Genomic DNA, 11,962 nt, shown 5'->3' with positions numbered 1-11,962 from the left:
ACCATCTATCAAAGCAAGGGGGCATGGCGGCGGGAGTTGTCTGTTTCATCGGGAGAAACCTCGACGTGAACTGTTTACTCTGCAAGCATTATACTTTCTTTTCCTTTTGATTTTCGTTTAAGTCCCGTTAGTGGTTAAGATCAATAATTCTCCGGCTCAAAAGGTGCGAAACGCAATTGCCATCTACACCAAGACTTATGGTAAGGGCGGAGGAACCCAGCAAGGCTGTTCTATCGGATTCTTGAGAATGAAGTGAGGAAATCTAAACCTGAAGACTAAGCTGTAAAGAGGAAAGCTTCTCGCTGATGGTTTGGCGAGAGGCTTTCCTCTACACTCTTTCCTCTACGCTATCGGCTATTGATAACCACTAAACTACGCACTGACAGTTTCTTTGGCTGCATACATAAGTTCAACGGTGATGACGTTGAAGCCGCGATCGCTCTCAAACTCCAAAACGTTTATGCTTGACGCTGTGCTAACCAAGTCGCTATATCTGTTTCATTAGAAAAGTCTAATAAAGCTTCGCTTAATTCATCTAGAACGGTTGCAGATAAGCTGTTGATTATGGATTGTAAGTCGGGAGCGATCGCGCCGATTTTTCGAGCCAGTAAACGATTAATTATTGCCAATTTTTCTTGCATTCTTCCTTGTTCGATTCCTTCCTGCAAGCTTTGTTCTACTCGCTCGACTCCCCAAGGTAAAAGATTTCCAGATTCATTCCACCACCGCAACCAATTACCAGTTACTTCTGCCTTTGTTCCCTGCCAAACTCCCAGAAATAAACCTATCGATGCTATCAAGTAACGTCCATTCGCATCGGGTTGTCGCAGTTGATAGTGTCCCTCTACTAAATCATGAACTTCTAAAGTCCCATCATTGGGATCAAAAATTACATAAATTGGTACTTGCAAAATGTGTTCGTAATAGTACCATTTGCCGTAGGGATAAGTAGATTTAGCGGAATATTCACTTTGCTCGGTATCTGATAGAAACTCCATGACAACTGCTGGTACATCACCCTCCGCATGAGGCGTATAACTGCGGCGAATAACTCCTGCTGCGACGGGTAACACATTGGGAATGTAAACCCAATCAGGTGCTTTTACAACTATTTTCTCGTTCACATTGGCACAAATACCAAAGTTGGAAGCTATCAGCATGGATGCAGTTATAAAACCAGCTATTTCCAGAATTTCTCTCAGCGCCGATGCTAATAAGGGATGATAGATGTTTTCCACAGGATCGTCTGGTAATTGAAAGTCATCGGGTAGTTTTTCCCATTTGATTGTGTAGGATTTTGGCAGACTTGCTACTTGAGTTTGAGTCATAATTATTAGCGTTCTTTAATATACTTCGTCGTGAGTTTCCATATCAATCAATACAATCAATTCCTCTTCCGCTTCATTATCCTGCCGAAAAGTATAAATAATTCGACAATTATACTCGACCCAACACGCCCATAATCCTTCTAATTGACCTTGCAATTTATGTGCTTTCAAAGATGGGGCAAATGGGTCATTCGCAAGCAATTCCAAAACAGCAAAAATTGTTGACTCAAGCCGGGGATTTTTACGAACAACACGCTTAAAAGCCCGTCGGAAGCTGTTGTCCCAAACCAAAGTTCTCATTCTTGTTCAAGTAAATCAGCTTGAAGTTCAGCAAGTGTGCCACGCTTTGCCGTACCTGATTGGAGAGCTGCTAAAGTCTCAGTTGCATTATTAGCAATTTCTTGTCGTCGCTTTTCAATGCGTCTTTTTTTAATCAGTTCAAATAACAGTTCTTGGTCTTCAGTCGAGAGTTCTTCAACATACTCAATCAGTGTTTGGAAAGATACAGGAACGCTCATCAGCAGTTACTAAGATTAATTGAATGAGTAAAGATCGAAGGGCATCCAGAAGGGATGCCCCTATTAGCAAAAGGCTAATTATGCGCCGACCGCTTCCTTGGCGGCATACATCACTTCTAAAGTGATGACGCTGAAACCGCGATCGCGTGCAAATTTTTCGGTGTTGCGCTTCACTTTGCCGCGCACAAAACCAGGAACTTTGTTCAGTTCTGCTTGCGCTTCTTTGTTCCAACCGAGGTCAGAATCAGCCGAAATACCCTTGGTTATCACTTCCTTGGTGTCGTGTCCGCCAAAGATTTCTAAGAGGTGATCTTCCATTCCCAAAGTGAAGGAATTATAGATTAAATCCGCAATTTGGTTCGTACCTTCATAACCACAGAATGGCTTGTAACCGATGGGGAAATTCTGAACGTGAATTGGTGCTGCAATGACGCCGCAGGGAATATTTAGACGCTTACCGACGTGACGTTCCATTTGGGTGCCGAAGATGGCAGAGGGTTCCACACGAGCGATCGCATCCCCAATTTGACCGTGATCTTCTGTGACAATCACTTCATCGCAGTATTCGCCCACCTGCTCTTTGAACCAGTCAGCATCGTACTTGCAGTATGTTCCCGCCCAGACAACGTGAATTCCCATTTCACGGGCAAGAATTTTCGTGATGGCGGCGGCGTGGGTGCTGTCGCCAAACACGACAGCTTTCTTCCCTGTCAAGTTTTGGCAGTCAATGGAACGGGAGAACCAAGCGGCTTGAGAAACGTGCAAAGTTTGCTCGTTGATGTAGTCTTCGTAGTTAACATCTGCGCCTTGAGCATTAATTATTTCCTGAATTTTGCGGATACAACGCGCTGTTTCCACCACACCCATTGGCGTGATATCTACATAAGGCGTGCCAAATTCTTGCTCCAAGTAACGAGCCGCCATTGGTCCAATTTCGCGGTAAGGAACCAGGTTAAACCAAGCTTTCGGCAAATTCTTGAGGTTGAGAACCGAGGCTCCTTCTGGAATCACTTCGTTAACCTGAATCCCCAAGTCAGCCATCAACCGCTTCAACTCGGTGCAGTCGTGGTGATTATGGAATCCGAGGCTAGAAATTCCGAGAATGTTGACCGAGGGCTTTTCGGTTTTGCCTTCTGGTAAATCGCCTTTTTTCCGGGCTTTCTCAATGTATAACTGCACAATTTGCCGCAGGGTGATGTCAGCAGCTTGCAGTTCATTGACGCGGTAGTGGTTTACGTCCGCCAGCATCACGTCGGATTTGGCTTCCAGGGATGCCCGTTCCACAAAGTTTTGCAGGTCTTCTTGGAGAATGCTGCTGGTGCAGGTGGGAGTTAAAACAATCAGGTCTGGGCGTTCCTCAACATCTTTGCGGGTGATATTGTCCACGACCTTTTCCTGGGAACCACGCGCCAAAACGTTCCGGTCAACAGAACTGATGGTAACTGGGGTGAAGTTGCGATCGCGCTCTAGCATCGAGCGCATGACGTTGAAGTAGTCATCGCCAATTGGCGCGTGCATGATCGCGTGGACGTTCTTAAAGGAAGTGGAGACCCGCAGGGTGCCAATGTGGGCGGGGCCTGCATACATCCAATAAGCCAATTTCATAGAGTTCTCCCTTGGTGCTGATGACTATCGATACTATCTGGAATGAGCTGAAACAGTTAATTTCAAAGGCTAATTGTCTCAGATTGTCTCAAACATCAATGCGACTGTGCTTTAGAGGAATTGTTAACCTTGTAAACATGAAAAAGTGGCTGTAACGTTCTTGATGGCTGGGATGCAAGGTTAGGAAAGTGCGATCGCTCTTTCCTGTTATCGCAATCAATCTTAATTTTTTTCCACATTCCGTTTCAATTACCACCTAGTATTTCCATAGTAACTATAGGCTTATATCTATATAATCGGTAGTAAAAGCAAATTTAAAATCATAAATATATTAAAAAGTCAATAGCTTATTAGCTTAAGAGTGTGATAACTGATACGAGGTCGTAATGCAAATGAAACAGGATTGGGAATGGCAAGCTGCAAACTCTGAGTATCAAACTGCGATCGCAGTCCAAGAACTTTTGAGAGAGGAAAAATGGATGGAAGCAAGCGAGGGTTTAGCTTTTTTAATTGAATCAATGGGAAAATCAAAAATATTGGCGCTGAAAAGTCAGCTAATTCGGCTGATGAGCCACGTAATTAAGTGGAAGTTTCAACCAGGGCTACGTAGTGCTAGTTGGAGCATTAGTATTCGTTCGGCTCGTCTAGAGATTGAAGATATTCAAGAGGAAGTTCCTAGCTTGAATCGAGATTTTATTGAGTCTATTTGGGATAAATCCTTTAGTAGAGCCGTCAAAAACGCTGAGGAGGAAATGGGAATGAAATGTCAATCAACCTCACTTTCTTGGGAAGAGATATTTGCAAAAGAATACAGTTTGTTGCCAGAAGATTAATCTAGCTAAACGCAGTTTTTAAAGCTTCGCGCTGTGCATCTAGCAATTCTTGAATACCCTTTTCGGCTAAATCCAATATTTGATTGAGCTGAGTCCGGTTAAAGGTGCCTTCCTCAGCCGTTCCTTGAACTTCAATGATGTTAAGTTGGTCGTCCATCACTACGTTGAAATCCACCTCAGCAGCGACATCCTCAACGTAGTTCAAATCTAAAACTGGCTCTCCCTGCAACAGTCCCACCGAAACTGCGGCAATTTGATGGCGAATGGGCGATCGCTCTAACTCTCCCTGCTGTATCAGCTTTTCTATCGCGTCTGCAAGCGCCACAAACCCGCCGGTAATCGATGTTGTGCGGGTTCCGGCATCCGCTTGTAAAACATCGGCATCTACCGTTATCGTGCGTTCTCCCAGTGCCTCTAAATCCAGCGACGCCCGCAAACTGCGCCCAATCAATCGCTGAATCTCTTGAGTGCGTCCAGACAGCTTCATAAATTCCCGTTCTTGGCGTTGGGGTGTCGCACCGGGTAGCATCCGATATTCAGCAGTTAGCCACCCTTTGCCGGTGCCTTCTAAAAACTTGGGGACACCCTTTTGAATCGTCGCACTACAGAGAACATGAGTGTCGCCGCAGCTAGTTAGAACCGAACCCGCTGTAAATCGGGTGAACATTCGCTCAAACCGAACCGGACGCAGTTGGTAAAATTGCCGACCATCAGGACGCAGCCAAGACATCGCACTTGCCTCGAAATCCTTGATTAGGATACAGCACTTAGCGGTCAATTTAACCTAATTAATTTGTTGGTTTAACGATCGGCGATGATTTATTTCAGGACTTACGCAAAGCTTATACATATAGCGTTTTTTCGGGTTCAATCCCCCTGTGGTTGCCCTCAGATGTGGTGATGTGCGGTGAGTCCTGATTTGCGAACGACTCACTGCGATAGCCTTCGACTAGGGCGGTGAGTCATTCGCTATCATTTTCGTTCTGCTATTCGCAGTTTAGCGGAGCGAGAGCGGGGATTCTTTTCCAGTTCATCGTCTTGCGGTGTAATCGGTTTTTTGGTTAACACCTGCAATATCGGCGATTCCCTGAAACCATGCTTTACCAAGCGATCTTCTAAACTGTGAAAACTGATGATGCCAATCTTACCGCCTGGTTTGAGCCAGTTGGGTGCTTGATTCAGAAAGGTTTCTAGAGACTTTAACTCATCGTTGACTACAATTCGCAGCGCTTGAAATACCCGTGTGGCAGGGTGAATTCTGCCGTAGCGGTACTGGCGGGGAACGCTATAAGCGATCGCCTCTGCTAATTCGGTCGTTGTCTGAAACGGACGCTTTTCCACAATCGCCCTAGCAATCCGCCGCGACAGTCTCTCTTCCCCGTATTTAAAGAAAATATCCGCCAGTTCCGCTTCTTTCGAGTGATTAATCACTTCGGCGGCGGTCAGCGATTGCCGCTGATTCATTCGCATATCTAACTCAGCTTGGTGGCGAAAACTAAAGCCTCGCTCTGGAAAATCGAACTGAGCAGAACTAACGCCTAAATCCGCAATAATTCCGTCAAATAGTATACCAATTGGTTGATAATTGGTAAAATTGCCATGCCAAAATTGGATGCGTTCCCCAGAATCGTGCAATTGGGTTTTAGCAGCAGCGATCGCTTGTTCATCCTGGTCAATCGCCGTCACCAGAACATCCGGTGCCGCTTCCAGAATTAACCGGCTGTGTCCGCCACCCCCCACCGTCGCATCCAGGTAATGTCCCCCCGGACGGATTGCCAACCCGGCAATTAACTCCCGACTCAGCACCGACACATGAAAAAATGTCGGTGCCTCCGTCTGATTCGTCAAACTCTTGTCAATTTCATCCATCAAAAAAACTTAGCGACGATAAATAGGCGCACCCTCTATTTTGCCTATAATTTTTCCGATTTTCTGGTTGTACCCATTCTCATCGTTCAGATCGTTCAAAATCAGGACATAAACTTGACCTGCAAGCTGGATTTCAGCGACCAGTTTATTTAAAAGTTCGGTGTCGAGATGGGAAAGATTCAACTTATGCCAAGGGTGATGTCGCTTCACACCTAATACATAAAATGGCTTTTCGGGAAAATAATTTACTACTTTCCGCACCAAGTAAGCCTCTTTTATTTGTTCATAACCAGACAGTTGTTCGCACAGTTCTTGCACCGCATCTGCTGGCAAACCGTGGGGTTGAAATTCATTGGTGTGGCTAATCGTCGATCGTTCTTGCCTTGCTCTCAATACTAGCTCGTAGTGATTTTGGGCACGCTTTTGGTAAACATTTGCCGCCTCGATTTGTCCCTGTTGTTTGAGAAAAGCGTAAATTAACTCGCACCCTGAAATCAGATGGTCTGGATTGATAGCGATCGCATGCTCAATGTAATCGATCCCTGCGGCATCTTTTTGTTGTAGCAATATCTGCCCCAGCGCATAGTTAGCCGCCGCGTCATCGGGTTCAGTCGTGACGATATAGCAAGCAATCAGTCGTCACGATATAGCAAGCAAAGCGCAACTCCGAAGGAACCGCAGTCAATTTCCGAATTTGCTAGTCATGTCAAGCTACCTATTTTACTTGTAAACCCAATGTCCCCATAGCGTATGACATCGCCTTGTTCACTAAATCAGACCCCGCTTTTTCGGGTGAACCCACATCGAAGGGTGGGGCTGGATCGTACTCCATCAAGAGTTGAGCGATCTTAGCGGCTTCCTCACCACAAAGCTTTTCAGCAATCACTAAACCAAAATCAATGCCTGCCGTCACACCTCCACCCGTCATGCGATTTCGGTCAATGACGACTCGCTCTGTGCCGACTTCAACACCCAACCCGGCTAGCTGTTCCCGCATCATCCAGTGAGTTGCCGCTCGATAGCCCTGGAGCAGTCCTGCCTTTGCCAAAAACTCAGACCCGCCGCACACAGAGGTAATGAACTTTGCGGTGTTCCCTTGCCGACGAAAAAATTCAAGTACTTCTGGATCATTTACGACTGCCATCTGTCCTAAGCCGCCGCCGACACAGATCACGTCCAAGAGCGGGCAATGGTCAAAGGTGGTATCAGGCAAAATCACCATGCCGTCATCGGTTTTGATCGGGTCTAGCGTTTTCCAGATTCGATGAATCTGGACATGGGGAAGCGCACTGAAAACTTGCTGGGGTCCGACAATATCAAGTGCGGTCATGCCGGGATACATGACCAAACCAATAATGTGCTTTTGTGAGTCAGTCATACATCAATCCTTCTAATAGCGCTTGCAATGAAATCTATCCTTATACTAGGAGTGGCAATCCACCGCGCCTAGTCCTCGATCGAGTACTCTTTGAGGCACTAACAATGATTTCCTTGCAGCTTTTATTTGAAGCCATTAGTCAGGTAAAAGATGAACAAGACCTACGATTCGGCGAAGCCGACGCTTTGCGATCGCAACTCGTGCCAAAAATTGGTGAGTACTTTTCAGCCAAGCGATCGGGGATCTTTTTCTTCGACCAGCTTTTAGCTGATCGCAAGCTTCAAAAAGTACTGAACGTTGCCTTATCCATTGAACACAATCCTGTGGCGCGTTACATAGCAGAGCGCCATACGCCTGTCCATGAAGGATTGGTGACATCACCTAAAGCGTGGGCAATCATTTGTCCTCGTCCCGATCATTGGCATGTGATGGCAGGACCAATTATTGATCAGGGTCACTTAGTAGGGGCTGTGGGCTGCACCCGTGAAAAATCAATGCCTGCCTTTGATGCCCAAGATTTAGCTGATTTGAGTGCCATTTGCTTACACCTATCGGTTTGGACAGCAATCGTGCGATTCGCGCAAAGCGCAGCTTTGGCACCTCAGTACCAACCGTTGAACACCCATCGCTTAACGTCTCGTGAGTTGCAAATTGCCAACTTGGTGGCGTTGGGTCGAACCAACACAGAAATCGGGTCTGAACTTTGGATTACCGAGAATTCTGTCAAGCAGGCTTTGAAGCGAATGTTCCGTAAGCTTGAGGTTTCGTCTCGTACAGAAATGCTTGCACAGCTTTCGGCGACACAACACCATTTTCCAAGTGCAAAGCCATCTCCATCTAACTTGGCGCTGAACACTCAGCAGTAACCTTTCGCGGCGTTGCTTAAATCATTACTATTTCAGCAACGCCGGATTCTCTACGTTGTGCCAAAATTCCCTTTGGTTAAATGCAGCTCGACTTTAAGCGCATCCTGCGGACAAAGCTCCATATAATTAAGGGAGCGAAACAAAAATAAACACTCAGTAGTAAACAGACAGTACCAGCCGGAGTAATTTTGGCGTGTTTACGAAATTTGAGGTGCGGCTGCCCAAATCGGCTTCAAGGAGAGATGGCTGAACTATGGCAAAGATAGAAACTAGAACCGAACCGATGGTGCTGAACATGGGTCCGCACCATCCCTCCATGCACGGAGTGCTACGACTTATCGTTACTCTGGATGGAGAAGATGTCGTGGATTGCGAGCCGGTTATCGGCTACCTGCATCGCGGTATGGAAAAAATTGCCGAAAACCGCACCAACATCATGTACGTCCCCTATGTCAGCCGGTGGGACTACGCAGCGGGAATGTTCAATGAGGCTGTCACCGTTAATGCGCCGGAAAAACTAGCAGATATCTCAGTTCCCAAACGCGCCAGCTACATCCGCGTCATCATGCTGGAATTGAACCGCATCGCCAATCACCTGCTGTGGTTGGGACCGTTCATGGCAGACACGGGCGCTCAGACTCCCTTCTTTTATATCTTCCGCGAACGGGAGATGATTTATGACCTGTGGGAAGCCGCCACTGGTTATCGGATGGTGAATAACAACTACTTCCGCATTGGGGGAGTTGCCGTTGATTTGCCCTACGGGTGGATTGACAAGTGCTTAGACTTTTGCGAATACTTCCTGCCGAAAGTTGACGAATACGAGCGCTTGATCACCGACAACCCCATCTTCCGCCGTCGCGTGGAAGGCGTGGGCACTATCAGCCGCTCTGAAGCGATCAACTGGGGACTTTCTGGCCCCATGTTGCGTGGTTCTGGCGTCAAGTGGGACTTGCGGAAAGTTGACCACTACGAATGCTACGACGACTTCGACTGGCAAGTGCATTCGGAAACTGGCGGTGATTGTTTCGCCCGCTACGTGGTGCGGATTCGGGAGATGCGCGAATCTATCAAGATTATTCGCCAAGCTATCAAAGGACTTCCCGGTGGTCCTTACGAGAACTTGGAAGCCAAGCGTATGGCAGAAGGGCCAAAATCTGAGTGGAATGGCTTTGACTACCAGTACATTGGTAAGAAAATCGCTCCCACTTTTAAGATTCCCAAGGGCGAACATTACGTCCGTGTCGAGAGTGGGAAAGGTGAGCTGGGAATCTATATCATTGGCGATGATAATGTCTTCCCTTGGCGTTGGAAGATTCGTGCCGCCGATTTCAACAACCTGCAAATCCTCCCTCATATTCTCAAGGGTGTAAAACTTGCCGATATTGTGGTGATTTTGGGTAGCATCGATATCATCATGGGGTCGGTAGACCGCTAAAAAAAGCAAAAGGCAAAAGTAGGTCGGGAAATCTCCACCTAAAAAGTCTGGAACTTAAAAAGTGGCAGCGGATAGGTAGCGAATGTAACTGAATATATTGTCGGTTAGAGGAGATAGTTTAACTGTTTCTCAAGCTGAGCAAATATTCATTACAGTAGTTACAAAATTTCGTTGCTACTTTTTTTGTTAAGGGTTTGTTAATGGCTATGCCTGATATTACTCAAATACTTTTGGCTGCTAAAAAAGAAAAAGGGTTAAGCTTTGTCGATTTGGAAAAGGCTGTTGGACGCGACGAAGTCTGGATTGCAGCAGTGATGTATCGTCAAGCAAGTGCTTCTGAAGATGAGGCAAGTAAACTGATCTTCGCCTTAGAAGTTGACCCGATTTATATTACCGAACTAACAGAATGTCCGCTGAAAGGATTGGGGCCAATTGTACCCACTGACCCTCTAATTTATCGGTTTTATGAAATTATGCAAGTGTATGGAATGCCGCTAAAAAGCGTCATTCACGACAAGTTTGGTGACGGCATTATGAGCGCGATTGACTTTACTTTGGATGTAGAAAAAGAAGAAGATCCCAAGGGCGATCGCGTGAAAATCATTATGTCGGGCAAGTTCCTCTCCTACAAAAAGTGGTAACTCGTTGGTAGGGTTTGGGAAAGGAAGGGCAATACTGAGGATCTTGGACTCATATCTTGCACCTGACATCTTGCACCATTCTCAACAAGCCCCAAATCCCGCCCGGAACTCAAGTTCCGGGCTAATAGCTCAAGTCCATTTCAATGGACTGAAGTTCTTCCCCAGTCCACGTTTGGTGGACTTGAGCTATAAGCTGTGGGGTTTGAACCCCTGGCGGGTTAATGCGATAGGTGCAAGATGTGAGTTTAAACGGGTTGCGAGCTTTTAGCCCAAACTTTAGTTTAGGGCTGAAGTCAGCTACCGATGCGGGAAGCGATCGCATCCCTGCAATACTCTCCAAAACTCTTGAACCTCAACCTACAAGATTTGTCAATCAGTCAGCGATCGCATCCTCAGCGCTACTCAAGTCGCACTATTTTAAACACGGTAATTATCTACTTATTCGTCATCCGTCCTAGGGCAGATGCAGACGGATACTTGCCAACTGCTATCAATTCTTGTCGCTCTACAATCCGCTCATCGTTGTTAAAATCTAGAATTCGTGCAGTTACTTCACCAATATCTGTTAACGATTGAATCGCATTGTCATCTAGTCGAAAATGCTCCCCCCAAAAGTCTCGACGTGGGTTGAAAAACCGCACAAGTTCCCCAGTCTGCCAAACAATAGAACCTAGATCGGTTCCTTTATTGAGATTACAGAAAACACAAGCATAGGCAAGATTATCTGCTGTTGTTGAGCCACGGTGTTTCAAGCTAATAATATGGTCAACTTGAAAGCTTAAGCCGTCTTCATCTGGAATAAGGCAATATTCGCAAAGGGAATCAGCACGATTGACGACTAAACGTCGAAGTTCTGCATTAATGTAATTCCGAGCCATTTTGAATACTTATTCAGCGCTAATGTACGTATAAGCCCGTGCTTTTGCCAGCCTCATTATATGTTCTAGCGTCAGGAAATGGTCTAATTCTCTCTTTTCATCTGGGGTCAATTCTCCTGCTTTGTGTTTATCAACCAGGTCTTCTAAACGTTCTTGTGCTGCTTCTGATAGCCGAAAATTGATGACACTTTGAGGAGTAGTTCCAGCAGCAATGAAGTCAATAATTTCATCATAGACTTTGGTTGTCTTTACAGATGCGGTCATGAGTTCATCTCCATTTTTCTCTAATTTTACCGATCTAATTCTGCCAATTTCTTTTTAGCAAACTCCTTCACTTTGTCGTCTGGGTCATTCTCTGCGCTATCCTGCAACAGCGTTAGAGTCTGGGGATGGTCAGGATAATTTTTGATAATTGCCTCAAGTGCAGTTTGCCGAGGATTGCCTTCAAATTCAAAGTCGTACTCACGGTTAAATGAGTCGTTGAGGGCGCGATCGCACAAAAATTCAAACATCCCAGTGTCTTCCTTCCAACCACGGGCTAATTCTTGCACCGCCGCACGTCGCACATCCGAATTGTCATCGGTTTGCGCCCGTTGTTTGAGCCAAGG

At 46.1% G+C, this 11,962-nt stretch carries 16 protein-coding genes; 4 read left to right on the top strand and 12 right to left on the bottom strand.

Annotation, left to right across the window (positions count from 1 at the left end):
* Positions 1–458: 458 nt before the first annotated feature.
* From ACFW2W_RS07010 to bchB, 4 genes are all read right to left on the bottom strand, one after another.
* Entirely contained in the window at positions 459–1,328 is an 870-nt protein-coding gene (locus tag ACFW2W_RS07010; RefSeq protein WP_378175198.1) for a DUF4351 domain-containing protein, read from the bottom strand.
* Positions 1,329–1,343: 15 nt separating this feature from the next.
* Positions 1,344–1,628 (bottom strand): type II toxin-antitoxin system YafQ family toxin, encoded by a 285-nt coding sequence (locus ACFW2W_RS07005; protein ID WP_378175196.1) that lies wholly within the window; start codon positions 1,626–1,628, stop codon positions 1,344–1,346.
* Positions 1,625–1,846 carry a hypothetical protein gene (locus tag ACFW2W_RS07000; RefSeq protein ID WP_378175193.1) on the bottom strand — a complete coding sequence of 74 codons (222 nt, stop codon included), beginning with the start codon at positions 1,844–1,846 and terminating at the stop codon, positions 1,625–1,627. Before ACFW2W_RS07000 ends, ACFW2W_RS07005 begins: the two co-directional genes overlap by 4 nt.
* 78 nt (positions 1,847–1,924) lie before the next feature.
* Positions 1,925–3,451: a ferredoxin:protochlorophyllide reductase (ATP-dependent) subunit B gene (gene bchB / locus ACFW2W_RS06995; RefSeq protein WP_378175190.1), complete on the bottom strand. Its 1,527-nt coding sequence runs from the start codon at positions 3,449–3,451 to the stop codon at positions 1,925–1,927.
* Between the two features lie 386 nt (positions 3,452–3,837).
* Here bchB and ACFW2W_RS06990 point away from each other — a divergent pair, with 386 nt between their 5' ends.
* A complete protein-coding gene (locus ACFW2W_RS06990; RefSeq protein WP_378175187.1) occupies positions 3,838–4,284 on the top strand; it encodes a DUF29 domain-containing protein in 447 nt (148 codons plus the stop codon).
* A 1-nt stretch (position 4,285) separates the two neighbouring features.
* On the opposite strand, the gene rph is transcribed toward ACFW2W_RS06990, so the two are convergent.
* From rph to ACFW2W_RS06970, 4 genes are all read right to left on the bottom strand, one after another.
* Positions 4,286–5,014 carry a ribonuclease PH gene (gene rph, locus ACFW2W_RS06985; protein ID WP_378175184.1) on the bottom strand — a complete coding sequence of 243 codons (729 nt, stop codon included), beginning with the start codon at positions 5,012–5,014 and terminating at the stop codon, positions 4,286–4,288.
* A gap of 242 nt (positions 5,015–5,256) precedes the next feature.
* The gene (gene rsmH, locus ACFW2W_RS06980) at positions 5,257–6,153 is read right to left on the bottom strand and encodes a 16S rRNA (cytosine(1402)-N(4))-methyltransferase RsmH (RefSeq protein ID WP_378175181.1); all 897 of its coding nucleotides are present in this window, start codon (positions 6,151–6,153) and stop codon (positions 5,257–5,259) included.
* Positions 6,154–6,162: 9 nt separating this feature from the next.
* Positions 6,163–6,720, bottom strand: a complete 558-nt coding sequence (locus ACFW2W_RS06975; protein ID WP_378175178.1) for a hypothetical protein — start codon at positions 6,718–6,720, stop codon at positions 6,163–6,165.
* A 148-nt stretch (positions 6,721–6,868) separates the two neighbouring features.
* Positions 6,869–7,531 carry a DJ-1/PfpI family protein gene (locus tag ACFW2W_RS06970; RefSeq protein WP_378175175.1) on the bottom strand — a complete coding sequence of 221 codons (663 nt, stop codon included), beginning with the start codon at positions 7,529–7,531 and terminating at the stop codon, positions 6,869–6,871.
* 104 nt (positions 7,532–7,635) lie between these two features.
* On the opposite strand from ACFW2W_RS06970, the gene ACFW2W_RS06965 reads away from it, so the two are divergent.
* The 3 genes from ACFW2W_RS06965 (at position 7,636) to cynS (ending at position 10,476) form a co-directional block, all read left to right on the top strand.
* A complete protein-coding gene (locus ACFW2W_RS06965) occupies positions 7,636–8,397 on the top strand; it encodes a LuxR C-terminal-related transcriptional regulator (RefSeq protein WP_378175172.1) in 762 nt (253 codons plus the stop codon).
* 253 nt (positions 8,398–8,650) lie between these two features.
* The gene (locus ACFW2W_RS06960) at positions 8,651–9,835 is read left to right on the top strand and encodes a photosynthetic/respiratory NAD(P)H-quinone oxidoreductase subunit H (RefSeq protein ID WP_378175169.1); all 1,185 of its coding nucleotides are present in this window, start codon (positions 8,651–8,653) and stop codon (positions 9,833–9,835) included.
* Positions 9,836–10,035: 200 nt separating this feature from the next.
* Positions 10,036–10,476, top strand: coding sequence for a cyanase (gene cynS / locus ACFW2W_RS06955; RefSeq protein ID WP_378175166.1), 441 nt, complete (start codon positions 10,036–10,038; stop codon positions 10,474–10,476).
* 121 nt (positions 10,477–10,597) lie between these two features.
* Here the strand turns inward: cynS and ACFW2W_RS06950 are convergent, their stop codons facing one another.
* The 4 genes from ACFW2W_RS06950 to ACFW2W_RS06935 all read right to left on the bottom strand — a co-directional run.
* Positions 10,598–10,816 carry a hypothetical protein gene (locus ACFW2W_RS06950; protein ID WP_378175163.1) on the bottom strand — a complete coding sequence of 73 codons (219 nt, stop codon included), beginning with the start codon at positions 10,814–10,816 and terminating at the stop codon, positions 10,598–10,600.
* A 94-nt stretch (positions 10,817–10,910) separates the two neighbouring features.
* Entirely contained in the window at positions 10,911–11,354 is a 444-nt protein-coding gene (locus ACFW2W_RS06945; protein ID WP_378175160.1) for an HNH endonuclease, read from the bottom strand.
* A 9-nt stretch (positions 11,355–11,363) separates the two neighbouring features.
* On the bottom strand, positions 11,364–11,618 hold the full coding sequence (locus tag ACFW2W_RS06940; protein ID WP_378175158.1) for a hypothetical protein: 255 nt from the start codon (positions 11,616–11,618) through the stop codon (positions 11,364–11,366).
* Positions 11,619–11,644: 26 nt separating this feature from the next.
* A partial coding sequence (locus ACFW2W_RS06935; protein ID WP_378175155.1) for a HEAT repeat domain-containing protein occupies positions 11,645–11,962 on the bottom strand: 318 nt, incomplete at its 5' end.

This window comes from Coleofasciculus sp. H7-2, assembly GCF_042747725.1.
Taxonomy (GTDB): domain Bacteria; phylum Cyanobacteriota; class Cyanobacteriia; order Cyanobacteriales; family FACHB-T130; genus FACHB-T130.
The sequence above is the reverse complement of the archived record's forward strand: the minus strand, read 5'-3'. Positions and strand labels throughout refer to the sequence as shown.

Coding starts and splice junctions, on each gene's coding strand:
- ACFW2W_RS06940 (WP_378175158.1), bottom strand. CDS start 11,618: ATGACCGCATCTGTAAAGACAACCAAAGTCTATGATGAAATTATTGAC.
- bchB (WP_378175190.1), bottom strand. CDS start 3,451: ATGAAATTGGCTTATTGGATGTATGCAGGCCCCGCCCACATTGGCACC.
- ACFW2W_RS07000 (WP_378175193.1), bottom strand. CDS start 1,846: ATGAGCGTTCCTGTATCTTTCCAAACACTGATTGAGTATGTTGAAGAA.
- cynS (WP_378175166.1), top strand. CDS start 10,036: ATGGCTATGCCTGATATTACTCAAATACTTTTGGCTGCTAAAAAAGAA.
- ACFW2W_RS07010 (WP_378175198.1), bottom strand. CDS start 1,328: ATGACTCAAACTCAAGTAGCAAGTCTGCCAAAATCCTACACAATCAAA.
- ACFW2W_RS06945 (WP_378175160.1), bottom strand. CDS start 11,354: ATGGCTCGGAATTACATTAATGCAGAACTTCGACGTTTAGTCGTCAAT.
- rph (WP_378175184.1), bottom strand. CDS start 5,014: ATGTCTTGGCTGCGTCCTGATGGTCGGCAATTTTACCAACTGCGTCCG.
- ACFW2W_RS06970 (WP_378175175.1), bottom strand. CDS start 7,531: ATGACTGACTCACAAAAGCACATTATTGGTTTGGTCATGTATCCCGGC.
- ACFW2W_RS06965 (WP_378175172.1), top strand. CDS start 7,636: ATGATTTCCTTGCAGCTTTTATTTGAAGCCATTAGTCAGGTAAAAGAT.
- ACFW2W_RS06990 (WP_378175187.1), top strand. CDS start 3,838: ATGCAAATGAAACAGGATTGGGAATGGCAAGCTGCAAACTCTGAGTAT.
- rsmH (WP_378175181.1), bottom strand. CDS start 6,153: ATGGATGAAATTGACAAGAGTTTGACGAATCAGACGGAGGCACCGACA.
- ACFW2W_RS07005 (WP_378175196.1), bottom strand. CDS start 1,628: ATGAGAACTTTGGTTTGGGACAACAGCTTCCGACGGGCTTTTAAGCGT.
- ACFW2W_RS06960 (WP_378175169.1), top strand. CDS start 8,651: ATGGCAAAGATAGAAACTAGAACCGAACCGATGGTGCTGAACATGGGT.